13 protein-coding genes are annotated in these 14,971 nt (G+C 64.4%); all 13 read right to left on the reverse strand.

Annotated elements, in window-relative coordinates:
* Positions 1 to 237 precede the first annotated feature (237 nt).
* The 13 genes from NKI50_RS02705 to NKI50_RS02765 all read right to left on the reverse strand — a co-directional run bounded on the left by NKI50_RS02705 (position 238) and on the right by NKI50_RS02765 (position 14,937).
* The gene (locus NKI50_RS02705) at positions 238 to 549 is read right to left on the reverse strand and encodes a Dabb family protein (protein WP_352481917.1); all 312 of its coding nucleotides are present in this window, start codon (positions 547 to 549) and stop codon (positions 238 to 240) included.
* Between the two features lie 10 nt (positions 550 to 559).
* Complete coding sequence (locus NKI50_RS02710) at positions 560 to 2,188, reverse strand: GMC family oxidoreductase (RefSeq protein ID WP_023719053.1); 1,629 nt, start codon at positions 2,186 to 2,188, stop codon at positions 560 to 562.
* Positions 2,189 to 2,217: 29 nt separating this feature from the next.
* Complete coding sequence (locus NKI50_RS02715) at positions 2,218 to 2,979, reverse strand: 3-ketoacyl-ACP reductase (RefSeq protein ID WP_023719054.1); 762 nt, start codon at positions 2,977 to 2,979, stop codon at positions 2,218 to 2,220.
* On the reverse strand, positions 2,976 to 4,490 hold the full coding sequence (locus tag NKI50_RS02720; protein WP_352715313.1) for a GMC oxidoreductase: 1,515 nt from the start codon (positions 4,488 to 4,490) through the stop codon (positions 2,976 to 2,978). The genes NKI50_RS02715 and NKI50_RS02720 overlap by 4 nt, the downstream gene beginning before the upstream one ends.
* A 5-nt stretch (positions 4,491 to 4,495) precedes the next feature.
* Positions 4,496 to 5,611: an ABC transporter ATP-binding protein gene (locus tag NKI50_RS02725; protein ID WP_023719056.1), complete on the reverse strand. Its 1,116-nt coding sequence runs from the start codon at positions 5,609 to 5,611 to the stop codon at positions 4,496 to 4,498.
* Between the two features lie 4 nt (positions 5,612 to 5,615).
* Positions 5,616 to 6,560 carry a carbohydrate ABC transporter permease gene (locus NKI50_RS02730; RefSeq protein ID WP_023719057.1) on the reverse strand — a complete coding sequence of 315 codons (945 nt, stop codon included), beginning with the start codon at positions 6,558 to 6,560 and terminating at the stop codon, positions 5,616 to 5,618.
* Positions 6,557 to 7,516 (reverse strand): carbohydrate ABC transporter permease, encoded by a 960-nt coding sequence (locus NKI50_RS02735; RefSeq protein WP_023719058.1) that lies wholly within the window; start codon positions 7,514 to 7,516, stop codon positions 6,557 to 6,559. Before NKI50_RS02735 ends, NKI50_RS02730 begins: the two co-directional genes overlap by 4 nt.
* Before the next feature lie 144 nt (positions 7,517 to 7,660).
* Positions 7,661 to 8,914, reverse strand: a complete 1,254-nt coding sequence (locus NKI50_RS02740) for an ABC transporter substrate-binding protein (RefSeq protein WP_031194023.1) — start codon at positions 8,912 to 8,914, stop codon at positions 7,661 to 7,663.
* Positions 8,915 to 8,974: 60 nt separating this feature from the next.
* Positions 8,975 to 10,486 (reverse strand): aldehyde dehydrogenase family protein, encoded by a 1,512-nt coding sequence (locus tag NKI50_RS02745; protein ID WP_023719059.1) that lies wholly within the window; start codon positions 10,484 to 10,486, stop codon positions 8,975 to 8,977.
* A 15-nt stretch (positions 10,487 to 10,501) separates the two neighbouring features.
* Positions 10,502 to 11,278 (reverse strand): enoyl-CoA hydratase/isomerase family protein, encoded by a 777-nt coding sequence (locus NKI50_RS02750; protein ID WP_023719060.1) that lies wholly within the window; start codon positions 11,276 to 11,278, stop codon positions 10,502 to 10,504.
* The gene (locus NKI50_RS02755) at positions 11,271 to 12,872 is read right to left on the reverse strand and encodes an acyl CoA:acetate/3-ketoacid CoA transferase (RefSeq protein ID WP_352640181.1); all 1,602 of its coding nucleotides are present in this window, start codon (positions 12,870 to 12,872) and stop codon (positions 11,271 to 11,273) included. The genes NKI50_RS02750 and NKI50_RS02755 overlap by 8 nt, the downstream gene beginning before the upstream one ends.
* Complete coding sequence (locus NKI50_RS02760) at positions 12,869 to 13,885, reverse strand: Gfo/Idh/MocA family protein (protein WP_352715316.1); 1,017 nt, start codon at positions 13,883 to 13,885, stop codon at positions 12,869 to 12,871. The genes NKI50_RS02755 and NKI50_RS02760 overlap by 4 nt, the downstream gene beginning before the upstream one ends.
* Positions 13,882 to 14,937, reverse strand: a complete 1,056-nt coding sequence (locus NKI50_RS02765; protein ID WP_352546769.1) for a LacI family DNA-binding transcriptional regulator — start codon at positions 14,935 to 14,937, stop codon at positions 13,882 to 13,884. Before NKI50_RS02765 ends, NKI50_RS02760 begins: the two co-directional genes overlap by 4 nt.
* Positions 14,938 to 14,971 lie beyond the last annotated feature (34 nt).

Here is a 14,971-nt window from a genome sequence, read left to right on the forward strand (position 1 = left end):
ACATCCACCCCCCGCGCGTCAAAGACCCCCTCTTTTCTTAGCTCACCCCCTCCAGGCCCCGTTGGTGGTTTTTTCTGGCCGCGAGGCGGCAACCCACTTTGGCCTCGAAACGACGGAAAATCATAAGACAAGCAGTTCATCGTTTCACGGAAACGCCGAACCGCTCTATCTCTTTCTCTTTGTTTCTGCGCAATTCCGGACGGAAAACCGTTTCACACTTTTCCTGGATTGCTCTGATCACGCGATCTCCAGGTCGAACACCATCAGTCCATCGGTGCCGCCTTCGAGCGCCGCGACCAGCCGGGCTCCGGCGCGCTGATGCGCCTCATGCACCAGATAGGTGTCGCGCGCCGCGGCATCGCGGAAGTCGATGGTGAAGCCGTGCGTGAAGCCGCGGGCGAAGGGTTCTGGGCTGGTGTTGGCGCTGAACTCGACCTTGCCCATGCCGTCGATCACCGGCCGCAACGCTTCGAGATCGCCATGGATTGCCGCGCGCTCGGCGATGGCGACATCGTTGCGGAATCTGACGAAAACACAGTGCCTGATCATTCTTTGTCCCTCATGCCGCTCGGTTGGTGGAAAACACCGCCGGCGGCAGCGGCTCCCGGCCAAGGATCAGATCGGCGCCCTTTTCGCCTACCATGATCGTCGGCGCGTTGGTGTTGGAGGAGGGGATGCGCGGCATCACCGAGGCGTCGCAGACGCGCAGGCCCTCGATGCCGCGCAGCTTGAGATCGGGCGTTACCACGCTCATCGCATCGTGGCCCATGCGGCAGGTGCCGACCGGGTGGTGGTCGGTCTTGGAACTGCGGCAGGCGTAGTCGAACAGTTCGTCGCCGGTCTGCAGGTCGGGTCCCGGTAGTACCTCGCGCAGCACGTAGGGCTGCAGCGCCTTCTGCCGCATGATCTCGCGCGCCAGCCTCAGCCCCTTGATCGACATGTCGCGGTCATAGGGATCGGACCAATAGTTCGGATCGATCAGCGGGCGGTCGGCCGGGTCGGCACTGTTCAGCCGCACCGTGCCGCGCGAGCGCGGTGGCAGGAAGGCCGAGTTCAGTGTCACGCCCGGATTGTTCAGCTTCTCGACGCCGGCCTCGATGCCGGAGCCGAGGCCGAGATGCAGCTGGATATCGGGAGAGGCGGCGGTCGGATCGGCGTACCAGAAGCCGCCGGTCTCGAACAGGCTGGAGGCCACGGGGCCCTTCTTCAGGAGAAGATACTGCAGGCCGGCCCACGCCGTCCAGTGCAGCTTGGCGTAGTTGTCATAGGTGTGGTTGCCGGTGCATTCGGCGATGACGAACAGGTCGAGATGATCCTGCAGATTGGAGCCGACGCCGGGCAAATCGTGCACCGGCGTCACGCCGACCGCCTTCAGATGGTCGGCCGGGCCGATGCCCGACTGCATCAGAAGCTTCGGCGAGCCGATGGCGCCGGACGAGACGATCACCTCGCGTTCGGCGTGCAGGATCGTTGGCTGGCCGCCCGGCTTGTCGACGATCTCGACGCCGACAGCGCGGCCTTTGTCGACGACGATGCGTGTCACCAGAACGCCGGTCCTGATGGTGAGATTCTTGCGCTCGCGGATCGGCCTGAGATAGGCGACCGAGGCGGAGGAGCGTTTTGCGTCCTTCTGCGTCAATTGGTAGTAGCCGACGCCCTCCTGGCTGGCGCCGTTGAAGTCGGGATTAAAGGGAATGCCCATCTCTTGTCCGGCACGGAAATAGGCCTCGCAGATCGGCAGCGGCGCGATCGGGTTCGATACGCCGAGCGGGCCCTGGTCGCCGTGAAAATCGTTGGCATAGCGCTGGTTGTTCTCGGCGCGCTTGAAATAGGGCAGCACGTCGCGATAGCCCCAACCGGCAAGGCCTTCTTCCTTCTCCCAGGCATCGTAGTCGCGTGCGTTGCCGCGCGTGTAGATCTGGGCGTTGATCGAAGAGCCGCCGCCGATCACCTTGGCCTGCGTGTACCGGAAGACGCGATCGTTCATGTACTTTTGCGGCACCGTCGACCAGCCCCAGGCGGCGATGCCCTTGGTCATCTTGGCAAAACCGGCCGGCATGTGGATCAAGGGATGCCAGTCCTTGCCGCCGGCTTCGAGCAGCAGCACCTGATGCGACGGATCTTCGCTCAGCCGATTGGCGAGTACGCAGCCGGCCGGGCCGGCGCCGACAATTATGTAGTCAGTCATGGGATGTAGTCGATCATGGCGTCACCTGTTCATAGCCTCGGCACGGACAGCGCGCCGTCGACATTGATGACCGAGCCGGTCGAAAAGCCGAGCTTGCCCCCGGCGAGCGCCGCCACGGCGGCACCGATATCCTTGCTCTCGCCCCAGCGCATTGCCGGCACCAGGCCGCCGTCGATCAATCCGTCATATTTGGCGGTGACACCCGCGGTCATGTCGGTGCGGATGATGCCCGGCCGCACTTCGAACACGGCGATGTTTTCGGCGGCAAGCCGCAGCGCCAGGTTCTTCACCCACATCGAAAGCCCGGCCTTGGAAATGCAGTAATCGGAGCGTTCCGGCGAGGCCATGGCGGCACTGACCGAAGTGATGGTGATGATCGACCTCGCACCATCGCTCGGCAGGTCGAGCATCGCTTTGGCAACGGCCTGGCTGAGGAATACGGTGCCGCGCAGATTGATGCTGAGCACCCGGTCGAAATTTTCCGGCTTGAGTTCAAGCAGGTCGCCGCGCAGGACGGTTCCGATGCCAGCATTGTTGACCAGGCAGTCGATGCGGCCGAAGGCGCTTGTCGCGGCATCGATCAGCGCTGCATGGTCGTCGAGGTCGGCGATGTCGCCGCTGACATAGGCGAACTTCGCGCCGCGCCCGGTGATGTCGGCGGCGAGCCCGTCGGCGGCTTCGTTGGCAAGGTCGGCGACGAGGATGTCGAAGCCGGCGCTGGCCAGCGCCTCGGCGCAGGCAAGGCCGATGCCGCGCGCGCCGCCGGTGACGATCGCTGCCGGGCGGCTCATGTTGCGAGCTCCGTCTTGCGGATGTGGTCGGCGACGCGCAGCGCCTGTGCGGCGATCGACAGCGCCGGATTGACGGCGGCCGAATTCGGCAGGAAGCCGGCATCGACGACGAACAAATTGCTGTGGTCGAAGGAGCGGCAGAATGGGTCGAGCGGCGAGGTCGCCGGGTCATTGCCCATCTTCACCGTGCCGCACTGGTGCGAGGGCGTGCGCTTGTCGAACGGCCGCGACAGGACGATCGGATAGCCGCAGGCGCGGAAATTCTCGCGCATCACCTTGGTCAGCCCGTCGAGCGACTGCATGTTGGAGCGCCGCCACTGCATGACGATGTCCTTGCCGTCGACCATGATGCGGCTCTCGGGATCGGGCAGGTCCTCGCACATCAGATACCAGTCGACGGCGCGGCCGGCCATGAAATCGAGCGCGAATTTGGGCGCGCGCCTGACATTGGCCTTGAGGATGTTGCCGTCGATCTTGCCGAGGAGTTGGACATTGCCGAGCGGCTTGCCGCCCTTGCCGTCGGACAGATAATAGTCGTTCAGCATCAGCGTCTTCTGGTAGACGGATTTGTTCCGGCGGCGCGGATCGATCGCCAGCATGGCGCTCGAATTGTGGTTCATGAAGTTGCGGCCGACCTGGTCGGAGCGGTTGGCCAGGCCTTTGCCGCCGCCTTTGCCGTTGGGGGAAGGCGAACGCAGCAGGATGGCGGCGGAATTGACCGCGCCGGCCGACAGGATGACCAGCTTCGGCGCGACGCTCTTCAGCGTACCGTTCTGTCGATAATGGACGGCGGCGATCGTCCTGGCGTCCGGCGATGCTTCGAGATGTTCGACATGCGCGCCGGTCTCGAGCTTGATGTTCTGGTCGGCAAGGGCCGACGCCAGCGGCCCCGTTTGCGCGTCGACCTTGCCGGCGCCGGTGTTGGGAAACGCATCCCACGGCGTGCTGCCGTCTTTCAGCCAGGCTTCGATGTCGACGCCGAGCGGCAGCGATGCCGGATGCAGGCCCAGGCTCTTCAACTCGGCGCGCGCACGCGCGATAGGCGGCTCGTCGGGTACCGGGCCGAAAGGGTAGGGCGTCGAGTGGAACGGCTCGGTCGGGTCTTCGCCGAGCGCACCACGCACGCGAAAAAGCTGCTCGGCCCTGGAATACCAGGGTTCGAATTCCTCATAGGAAAACGGCCAGGCCGGCGAGATGCCGCCATAGTGCTCCATCTCCGAAAAGTCTTGCCTGCGGTAGCGGATCAGCACCGCGCCGTAGAATTTCGAATTGCCGCCGACATAGTAGTAATTGCCAGGGTTGAACGCGGCACCCCCGGCCTCGAGCCACATCTCCTTCGGCCGGTAGTGGCCATCGACGAAGATGGCGCGGGTGTCGCGTGTATGCGGCGTCGCCGGCAGCGGTTCGCCGCGCTCCAGCATCAGGATCGAGGCGCCACCGCCGGCAAGGCCGGAAGCGATCGTGGCGCCGCCTATGCCGGAGCCGATGATGACGATATCTGGACTTGTCATGGCCGTCAGACGATGCGTCTCTCGGTCGCCGGATCGAAGAACACCGCCTTGGTCAGGTTGAAGGCGAGCGGCGTGACCGTGCCGGGCTGGATGTTGGCGTCGGCGCGCAGCCGCGCCACCACCGCCTTGCCGCCGAGATTGGTGACCGCGAACGTATCCGAGCCGGCCGGCTCGATGACCTCGATGTGACAGTCGGCGCGGGCGATGTTCGAGGCGTTGCGTTCGGCCCCTTCGGGATCGGTCAGTGCTTCCGGGCGGACGCCGAAGATGATCGGTTTTCCCTGGAACGCCGACAGGCCGGCCGGCGCATTGGCCAGCGGCAGCGAGATCGGCTGGCGCGCCTCGCGCTCCATGACGACGGAGAAGCCGCTGCCGTTGCTGCCGATCGTCGCCGGGATCAGGTTCATCGCCGGCGAGCCCATGAAGTCAGCAACAAACAGGTTGACCGGATTGTTATAGATTTCGGCCGGCGTACCGAACTGCTGCACCTCGCCGTCGCGCATCACCGCGATCTTGGTGGCCAGCGTCATCGCCTCGATCTGGTCGTGCGTGACGTAGACGATGGTGGTGCCGGTGGTGGCGTGCAGGCGCTTGATCTCGATGCGCATGTCGACGCGCAGCTTGGCGTCGAGGTTGGACAAAGGCTCGTCGAACAGGAACAGCTTTGGATCGCGCACCAGTGCCCGGCCCATGGCGACGCGCTGGCGCTGGCCGCCGGAAAGCTGGCTTGGCTTGCGCTTCAGCAAATGGCCGATCTGCAGGACCTTCGCCACCTTGTCGATGGCCTTCTGGCGCTCGTCGGCCGGCACGCCGCGCATCTCCATGCCGAAGGCGATATTGCCGGCGACCGTCATGTTCGGATAGAGCGCGTAGCTCTGGAAGACCATCGCGATGTCGCGCTTGGAGGGGTGGAGATCGTTGATCGTGCGTCCGTCGACGCGGATTTCGCCTTCGGTGATGGTCTCCAGGCCGGCAATGGTGTTGAGCAGCGTGGACTTGCCGCAGCCGGAGGGCCCGACCAGCACGAGAAAGCCGCCCTTTTCGAGGTCGAGATCGATGCCTTTCAGGATCTCGACCGCTCCGAAACGCTTCTTCAACCCGTCAATTTCCAGAAAAGCCATGCGATTATCCTTTGACGGCGCCGGCCATCAGGCCGCGCACGAAATAGCGGCCGGCGAGCACATAGACGAGGAGCGTCGGCAGCGCGGCGATCATCGCCGCCGCCATGTTGACGTTGTATTCGACGACGCCGGTCGAGGTGTTGACGACGTTGTTCAGCGCCACGGTCATCGGCATCACGTCGCCGGAGCCGGCATAGGCGGAGGCAAAGAGGAAGTCGTTCCAGATATTGGTGAACTGGTAGATCACCGTCACCACGATGATCGGCAGCGAGTTGGGCAGCATGATGCGCCGGAAGATCTGGAAGAAGCTGGCGCCGTCGATCTGCGCCGCCTTCACCAATTCATTCGGAAACGCTTCGTAGTAATTGCGGAAGAACAGGGTGGTGAAGCCGATGCCGTAGACGACGTGGACGAACACCAGGTTCACCGTCGGATTGCCGAAGCCGAAGGTGAGGCCGGTCGCGTTCTGCAGTTTGACGCCGAACCGGCCGAAGCTGCCGAGGATCGTTGCCATCGGCAAGAGAACCGATTGGAACGGGATGAAGCAGGCAAACAGCATCAGCCCGAACACCAGCGTCGCCCCGCGAAAGCGCCACTTCGTCAGCACATAGCCGTTGAGCGCGCCGAGCAGGGTCGAGATGACGACCGCTGGAACCACCATCTTGATCGAGTTCCAGAAATAACCCTTCATGCCGACGCAGGTGAGACCCGAGCAGACCTCGCTCCACGCCCTTATCCAGGGTGCGAAAGTCGGCGCTTGCGGCAGCGCCAGCATGTTGCCGTTCTGGATTTCGTCCATGGTCTTGAACGAGGTCACCAGCATGACGAATAGCGGCATCAGGTAGAACAGCGCGAACAGCGCCAGCAGCCCGTAGATGACGATGCGGTTGACCGTCCTGGCGCGGATACCGCCAGTGTTCTGGCGAGCAGGAGTGGCCACGGCGCTCATCGCGGCTTCTCCCGGAGCTCGGAATAGAGATAGGGAACGATGATCGCGGTGATGGTCATCAGCATGATCACGGCGCTGGCCGAGCCGACGGCCATTTCGTTGCGCTTGAAGGTGTACTCATACATGAAGTTCGACGGCAGCCAAGCCGAGCCGCCCGGCCCGCCGCTGGTCAGCGCGACGACCAGATCGTAGGACTTGATGGCGAGATGCGCGAGCACGATCAACGCCGAAAGGAAGATCGGCCGCAGCAGCGGAATGACGATGCGGCGGTAGAGCTGGAAGGTGGTGGCGCCGTCGATCTGCGCCGCCTTCATGATCTCGCCGTCGATCCCGCGCAGGCCGGCCAGGAACATCGCCATGATAAAGCCCGAAGCCTGCCAGACGCCGGCGATGACCACCGTGTAGATGACGAAATCCTTGTTCTTGATCCAGTCGAAATGGAAGCTCGTCCAGCCCCACTGGTGCAACGTCTGCTCGAGGCCGAGGCCGGGGTCGAGAAACCATTTCCAGGCAACGCCGGTGACGATGAAGGACAGTGCCATGGGGTAGAGATAGATCGGCCGCAACATGCCTTCGCCGCGGATCTTCTGATCAAGCAGGATCGCCAGGAACAGGCCGAGTGCCAAGCAGATGGAAATATAGAGGAAGCCGAAAATCCCCATATTGGTGATCGACGTGTACCAGCTGGACGGCGGATCGCTTTCGAAGGTCCAGCGCCATAGCCGCTGATAGGCGCGTGGCCCGGTGATGGCGTAGGAGGGAAAGGTCTTGGAGTTGGTGAAGGACAGATAGATCGTCCACAGGATGAAGCCGTAGACGAAGACGACGGAGGCGGCAAAGCTTGGCGCTAGCACGAGCTTCGGCAGCGCGTCCTGAAGGCGCGAGCGCACAGAGGCGCCCGGACGGGCATCGTGCTCCGGCGTCAGCGTGATACTGGTTTCAGCAACTGTACTCATCTGTCCATTCCGTATGGCGGGTCCGGAATTCGGCTGTCGCGGGCTCTGCGGCACGAAAGCGTGCCGGTCGGCGCAACCGCAAAACCTCGCCGCAGGGAAATCTCCCCGGCTTGCGCCGGGGAGATCATTCACATCGGCGGTGCCTTACTTGGCGTCTTCGATCGCGCTGACCAGTTGGGTCACGGCCTCGTCCGAGGTCTTGATCTGGCCGTGCACGAACTTCGAGACGACATCCTTGTAGGCGTTGGCAACCGCCGGAGGCGCGCCATAGCCTTGCGCCAGCGAACCGAACAGCGTGCCGCCTTCATTGGCGGCCTTCAAATCGGCCATGCCCTTCTTGCCGCAAGCGTCGAAATCGGTGTCCGGCACGTCGGTGCGGGCCGGAACAGAGCCCTTGACGACGTTGAAGGCCGACTGGAAGCTCTTCGACAGAGTGGCGGTGGCCAAGGCGATCTGGGCGGCCTTGCGGTCCTCCGGAACGTTGAACATGCCGAACATGTCGGAGTTGTAGACGACGCTGCCATCGGTGCCGGGGAAGCGGTAGCACAGGAAGTCGGTGCCGGGGACCTTCTTGGCGGCGTTGAATTCGCCCTTGGCCCAGTCACCCATCACCTGCACCAACGCATCGCCCTTGATGACCATGGCGGTGGCGAGGTTCCAGTCCCGGCCCGAGAAGTTCGGGTCGACATAGGTGACGAGCTTGGCGAGATTGTCGAACGACTTCTTCATCGTGTCGGACTTCAGCGACTCCTCGTCGAGGTCGTTGAAGGCCTTCTTGTAGAACTCGGGCCCGCCGGTCGACAGCACGACCGAGTCGAACATGGTGGCTTCCTGCCAATTCTGGCCGCCCAGCGCGAGCGGGATGACGCCCGCCGCCTTGGCTTTGTCGAGCAGCGCGATGAAGTCGTCGAAGGTCTTGGGCTCGGTGCCGCCGATCTTGTCCATCACCGCCTTGTTGATCCACAGCCAGTTGACCGAGTGGACGTTGACCGGGGCCGCGACCCACTTGCCGTCATAGACCGAGAATTTCTGCAGGGCCGCGGGAACGGACTTGTCCCAGCCTTCCTTTATCGCCGTCTCGGTCAGGTCGCCCATGACGCCGGCTGCGGCGTAGTCGAGCACGGTATAGCCAAGCATCTGCGAGGCGGTCGGGTAGTTGCCGGCCGCCACCATCGCCTTCAGCGCGGTCATGGCGGCGTCGCCGCCGCCGCCGGCCACCGGCACGTCCTTCCAGGCAAAGCCTTCCTTGGCCAGATCCTGCTTGAGCACGTTCAGAGCGGCAGCTTCGCCGCCCGACGTCCACCAATGCAGCATCTGGACTTCCTTGACGTCCTCGGCATGGGCCGCGAACGCAACGCCCGACGCGAGTGCCGTCCCGATAAGCAGTTTGCGCAACATGTACTTCCTCCCTTGTTGAACTTACAACGACCGGCGGATGGCCACCGGGTTCTTCCCAACTCAGCCGACCCACCATCCGGTGCGCTGGCCGCGATGAAACTGGATTGTCTTTTCCTCGGTATAATCCTCGACGGCGCGCTTGCCGAGTTCGCGTCCCAAACCGGACTGCTTGTAGCCGCCGAAAGGCAGTTCGGGGTAACCCTCCATGAACGTGTTCATCCAAACGGTTCCCGAACGCACATTCCGCGCCACCGACATGCACGTATCGATGCTGGCGCTCCACACGCCCGCCGACAGACCATAGGGCGTGTTGTTGGCGATGTGCAACGCCCTTTCAATCGATTCAAAAGTCAGCACCGAGAGCACCGGACCGAACACTTCCTCGCGCGCAATGGCCATGTCTTCGGTGACGTCGCGAATGATGGTCGGGTCGAGATACTGGCCGGCGCTGGAAGCAAGTTGCTTGCCGCCAGTATAAATCCGGCTGCCGTCGTTTTCCGCTGCCGTCACGTAGCCGGTGACCTTGGCCACATGGTCGGCGGAGATCATCGCGCCAACCTTGGTGCGGTCGTCGAGCGGGTCGCCGACAACCACCTTGGCGGTGAGGGCTTTGACGGCGCCGAGGAACTCGTCGGCGATCGCCTCATGGACGATCAGCCGGCTGCCGGCATTGCAACATTCGCCGGCATTGAAGAAGCCGCCGAATACCGCCGCGTCGGCGGCGGCCTCGAGGTCGGCGTCGGGAAAGACGATCTGGCCGTTCTTGCCGCCGAGCTCCATCGAGACTTTCTTCAGCGAGTTGGCGGCAGACGCCATGGTCATCTTGCCGACGCGGGTGGAGCCGGTGAACGACACCATTTCGACCAGCGGATGGCTGACCATCGGTGCGCCGACATCGGCGCCCAGCCCGGCAAGGATGTTGACGACGCCATCGGGCAAGCCGGCCTGCATCAGGATCTCGCCGAGCACGAAGGTCGAGGCCGAGGTCATCTCGCTCGGCTTGACCACCGCCGTGCAGCCGGCGGCGAGCGCGAAGGGCAGTTTCTGGCTGACGATAAGGAACGGGAAATTCCACGGCGTGATGATCGAGACGACGCCGATCGGTTCGCGCAGCACGACACCGAGCATGGCATCGCCGAGATTGGCGTAGCTTTCGCCGTGAAGCGTGCGGGCGAGTGCCGCAGCATAGCGCCAGATGTCGATGGCGCCGCCGATCTCGCCGCGCGCCTGGGCAATCGGCTTGCCGGATTCCAGCGCGTCGAGCCGGGCAATCTCGTCCAGTCGCGCCTCGATCAGGCCAGCCGTCTTGAGCAGGATCGCGGCGCGCTCGGCGGCTTTCATGCGCGGCCACGGGCCGGTCTCGAAGGCCTTATGCGCGGCCTGTACCGCCGCCTCGACGTCCGCCGCGCCGGCTTGCGCATAGCGCGAAACGGTGAAGCCGTGGCCGGGGCTGCTGCGCTCCAGCGTGCGGCCGTCCTGGGCATCGACGAACTTGCCGTCGATCAGCAGCCGGTAGCTTTTCGGCGCTGCGGCTGCCTCGGCGGGCATAGTGATGTTAAGAGGCGCGTTCATGTGAGTTTCAGGTTCCTAAGATCTTGAGAACGCCGGCTTCTGCTTGGCTTTGAAAGCCTCGACGCCAGCCCTGAGATCGCTTGTCAGCGCAATGAAGCCGCTGGCGAGCGCTTCGGTCGCGGCGGCACTCTCCTCGCCTTCGGCAATGGCAATCATCAGCTTGGCAGCCTCGGCCGCCAGCGGCCCGCGCTCGGCGATCTTGCCGGCCCAGGCCTTGGCTTCGGCGAACGCCTTACCGGTCTCGACCACCCGGTCGACAATCCCCAGAACAAGAGCCTCGGTAGCCAGAAACACTTCGCCGCCGAGCGCCATCCGCCGCACTGCCTGCGCACCGAAGCGGCGCACGGCGCGCTGGGTGCCGGACCAGCCGGGAACGACGCCGATCGAGGTTTCGGGGAACCCCAGCTTCACCTGTGTTTCCGCCACGCGGAAGTCTGCAGCCGCCGCCAGTTCCAGCCCGCCGCCCAGCGCATGGCCGGCAAGCACGGCGATCGTCGGCTGCCGCAGCCGCGCCAGCCGATCAAAGACGCGGTGGCCGTAGCGCACCCATTGCACCTGGAAATCGGCGGCGCTCATTTCTGCCCAAGCCTCGACATCGCCGCCGGCGCAAAAGCCCTTGCCTTCGCCGCAGATCAGCACGATGCGGACGGTCTGCGCCGCCTCGGCTTCGTCGAGCGCTGCTTCCAGCGCCCGCAGCATCGGAATATCGAGCGCGTTGAATTTCTCCGGCCGGCGCAGCGTGGCAATGCCTATGGCGCCGTCGGTTTCAAAGGTTACCAGACGCTCAGCCATGTGCGCCCCCAAGCGACGCGCCGCCATTGAGCGACAGGCCGATCGGCCGGTCCCGGTAGAGCGCATCCGGTGTGATTTTCAGGTCGTTGGCGACGGCGAGCGGGATCTCGGCCTGCGCCAGCACATCGCGCTCGAGGTCGATGCCCGGCGCCAACTCGGTCACCATCAGCCCCGCCGGCGTCAGCTTCATCACGCAACGCTCGGTGACATAGGTGATATCCTGTCCCTGCGCGACGGCACGCTTGCCCGAGAAGGAGATATGCTCGACCTCGTCGACGACTTTTTTGACCTTGCCCTCCTGGTCGATGCGGATGCTGCCACCGGCAAGCGACAGCTTGGCGCCGGCGTTGAAGAAACCGGAAAAGACGATCTTCTTCGCTCGCGCGGTGATGTCGACGAAGCCGCCGGCGCCGGCGGTGACGTGGGGCCGCGCCGAAAGCTTCGAGACGTTGACAGAGCCGTGGCGGTCGATCTGCAGGAAGGACAGCAGCGAGGCGTCGAAGCCGCCGGCCTGGAAATAGATGAACTGGTGCGGAGAGGGCATGAAGGCGTCGGCATTCGACGAGCAGCCGAACTTGAAGTCGAGCAGCGGCACGCCGCCGACCGCACCCTGTTCGATGACCCAGGTGACCTTGCCGTGCTGGCCTTCCTCGATCAGGATACGCGGCACATTGGCCGAGATGCCGAAGCCGATATTGACCGCCATGCCGTCGGCAAGCTCCATTGCGACGCGCCGGGCAATGACCTTCTGGACGTTCATCTCGGCGTTGCGGAAGCTCGACAGCGGCCGGAAAATCTCGCCGGAGATGGCCGGATCGTAGGGCGTCAGCGTCGTCTGCAACTGGTCGGGCGCCACGACGATATGATCGACCAGCACGCCGGGCACTCGCACATTGTGTGGCTTCAGCGTGCCGTTCTCGACGACGCGCTTGACCTGCGCGATGACGATGCCGCCATTGTTGCGGGCGGCCAGCGCCTGTTCAAGGCCGCCGAGATAGGCACCTTCATGCTCATAGGTGAGGTTGCCGCGCTCATCGGCGGTGGTGGCGCGGATGAGCGCCACCTGCGGCACGATCGAGCGGAAATAGAGCCACTCCTCGCCATCGAACTGCTGCACCGAAACGATCGGCTCGCTGGCGGCAGCATTCATGGCGCAGCCCTGGTGGCGCGGGTCGGCGAAGGTGTCGAGCCCGACCTTGGTCAGCACGCCGGGACGCTTGGCGGCGGCTTCGCGATGCATGTCGAACAGGATGCCGGACGGCACGTTGTAAGCAGCGACCGAATTGTCGCCGATCATCTTCCAGATCTGCGGCGGTTCGCAAGATGACGGCCCGGATGGATAGGAACCGCACAAAGTGCGCTTCAACAGGCCGGGCTTGGCTAAGTGATCGATGCCCTTGATGCCGTACATATCGCCGGCGGCGATCGGGTGCAGCGTCGTGATATCCTTGGGATGCCCATCCGCGTCGAAGCGCTCGCCGATCGCGGCAAGCACCGCATCCGGGCAGCCGAGGCCGCTCGACGACGAAACGGAAACGACCACGCCATCCCTGATCAGGCCGGCAGCCTCAGCCGCGGAAACGAGCTTGCTCATCCAGCACTCCCGAGCTTCGGGTCGATGGCAACGGCCTTGCCGGACCTGGCCGACTGCAATGCCGCTTCGGCTGATGTCAGCGACCAGACGCCGTCCTCACCGGTGGCGGAAGGCTGGCTCTCGCCACGGATCGCCGCGTGGAATTGGCGCAGCGAACGGGCATAGAGGTCTTCGCGGTCGAAGCTCAATTCCTCCTCGCCCTGTGCCGTGCGCAGCAACACCGAGCCGATTGGCTTCTGCGTCATCACATCCCTGGCGATCAGCGAGCCTTCGGTGCCATGCACCTCGAAGCCGGTGCCGGCGAATTTGGTGGTGAAGCCCTCATGCGACTGGGCGATGACGCCCGATGCGAAGCGCCAGAGGCACATGGCGCCGTCTTCCAGCCCGCCGGCGGCCATGCCGGCCGATTGCGTGAACGCCGAGATCTCGACGGGATCGTCGCCGAGCACGAAGCGCAGGGTGTCGGCATCGTGGACGGTGATGTCGAGCACCACGCCGCCGCCGGCGTCCGGCCTGGTGATGCGCCAGCCCTGCAGGTTTTCCGGCAGATAGACGGAGTGGAAGACGCGCGCGGCGATCGGTCTGCCGATGCGGCCGGCAGCGATCGCTTCGCGCATCGCCCGATGCGAGCCCGCATTGCGCAGATGGTGATTGGTGCCGAGCACGACGCCGGCGGCCCTGGCCGCCGCGACCATCTTGCGGGCGTCGGCGCTGGTCAGCGCCAGTGGTTTTTCGCAAAGCACATGCTTTCCCGCCTCGATGGCGGCGAGTGTCTGTTCGAGATGCAATTCGTTGGTGGTCGAGATGTAGACGGCGTCGATGTCGGAGCTGAGCAATTCATCAAGCGCCGAGACCGCCGCCGGAATGCGGTTTTCGCTGGCATAGGTGGCGGCGCGCCCCGGGCTGGAGCTCATCACTGCGGCGATCTCGCCGTCCGGCTGCGCGCGGATGGCGCCGATCATGAACTGTCTTGCGATCGTGCTGGCGCCGATCAGCCCCCAACTGACGGTCATGCCGCGTCTCCCATTCCTGCGCAGCTATGTCCCTTGCGATCGGGGCCGCAGCTTTCCCTGACCACGAGGTTGACGGCGCCGATATGATCCTCGGCGCGCGTGGTGCGCGATTGGATCATCTTCAGCACGACATGGGCGGCGCGCTCGCCGAGACCGGCGGTGTTCACCGAGACGCTGGTCAGCGCCGGCATGTAGTGTTCGGCCTCGGCCACGTCGTCGAAACCGACGACGGCAAAATCCGCGCCGGGTTCCAGGCCGCGCTTGCGCAGGGCCAGCAAGACGCCGAAGGCGACCGCATCGTTGAAGCAAAGCGCCGCGGTCGGCGGCGCGGCCATGGCGAGCGCGGTTTCCAGGCAGGCAATGCCGCCCTTGCGGCTGGTTTCGCCCTCGAAGACCAGCCTGTCGGCCGGTGCGATGCCGAGCGCTTCACAGGCCTCGCGAAAGCCGCCCAGCCGCTCGTGATAGACGACAAGATCGGGCGAGCCGCCGAAGAAGGCCAGCCGGCGATGCCCCTTGCCGATCAGATGGGCGGTGGCAAGATAGGCGCCGCGATGGTTGTCGGGCGCGATCACCGGAATGCGGCTTTCAGGAAGCCGGCGCATGACGAAGACGACCGGAACGCCCGCGGTCTCAAGCCGGCGGAAGGCGCCAGGCGCGGTGCCGCGCGCCGGCGACACGACGAGCCCGGCGACCCCTTGCTCCATCAGCGATTTCAGCACCTCTTCCTGGCGCACCGGGCTCTCCGCCGTGTTGGCGATGAAAGGCACGATGCCGGCCGACTGGAAGACGCGCTCCATGCCGACCGCCATCTCGGCGAAAAACGGATTGGTAAGATCGTTGATGACCATGCCGATGACGTTGGAATGGGCCTTGCGCAGATTGGCGGCGCCGCGGTTGTAGACATAGCCGACATCCTCGATCGCCTTGCGCACCTTGAGCGCAGTTTCAGGCCGGATCAGCCCGCTGCCTTGCAGCACCAGCGAAACCGTCGATTTGGACACGCCCGCCTCACGGGCTATGTCGAGTATCGTTGCCTTGGCCCGGCTGGCCATCCAGATCTGTCCTCCCGATGGTTTCTTATGCGAT

This window comes from Mesorhizobium sp. M0563 (assembly GCF_040321065.1).
GTDB lineage: Bacteria > Pseudomonadota > Alphaproteobacteria > Rhizobiales > Rhizobiaceae > Mesorhizobium.

What these genes read in the sequence shown, in the direction of transcription:
- NKI50_RS02705 (WP_352481917.1), bottom strand. Translation starts at nt 549, where the DNA reads ATGATCAGGCACTGTGTTTTCGTCAGATTCCGCAACGATGTCGCCATC.
- NKI50_RS02710 (WP_023719053.1), bottom strand. Translation starts at nt 2,188, where the DNA reads ATGACTGACTACATAATTGTCGGCGCCGGCCCGGCCGGCTGCGTACTC.
- NKI50_RS02715 (WP_023719054.1), bottom strand. Translation starts at nt 2,979, where the DNA reads ATGAGCCGCCCGGCAGCGATCGTCACCGGCGGCGCGCGCGGCATCGGC.
- NKI50_RS02720 (WP_352715313.1), bottom strand. Translation starts at nt 4,490, where the DNA reads ATGACAAGTCCAGATATCGTCATCATCGGCTCCGGCATAGGCGGCGCC.
- NKI50_RS02725 (WP_023719056.1), bottom strand. Translation starts at nt 5,611, where the DNA reads ATGGCTTTTCTGGAAATTGACGGGTTGAAGAAGCGTTTCGGAGCGGTC.
- NKI50_RS02730 (WP_023719057.1), bottom strand. Translation starts at nt 6,560, where the DNA reads ATGAGCGCCGTGGCCACTCCTGCTCGCCAGAACACTGGCGGTATCCGC.
- NKI50_RS02735 (WP_023719058.1), bottom strand. Translation starts at nt 7,516, where the DNA reads ATGAGTACAGTTGCTGAAACCAGTATCACGCTGACGCCGGAGCACGAT.
- NKI50_RS02740 (WP_031194023.1), bottom strand. Translation starts at nt 8,914, where the DNA reads ATGTTGCGCAAACTGCTTATCGGGACGGCACTCGCGTCGGGCGTTGCG.
- NKI50_RS02745 (WP_023719059.1), bottom strand. Translation starts at nt 10,486, where the DNA reads ATGAACGCGCCTCTTAACATCACTATGCCCGCCGAGGCAGCCGCAGCG.
- NKI50_RS02750 (WP_023719060.1), bottom strand. Translation starts at nt 11,278, where the DNA reads ATGGCTGAGCGTCTGGTAACCTTTGAAACCGACGGCGCCATAGGCATT.
- NKI50_RS02755 (WP_352640181.1), bottom strand. Translation starts at nt 12,872, where the DNA reads ATGAGCAAGCTCGTTTCCGCGGCTGAGGCTGCCGGCCTGATCAGGGAT.
- NKI50_RS02760 (WP_352715316.1), bottom strand. Translation starts at nt 13,885, where the DNA reads ATGACCGTCAGTTGGGGGCTGATCGGCGCCAGCACGATCGCAAGACAG.
- NKI50_RS02765 (WP_352546769.1), bottom strand. Translation starts at nt 14,937, where the DNA reads ATGGCCAGCCGGGCCAAGGCAACGATACTCGACATAGCCCGTGAGGCG.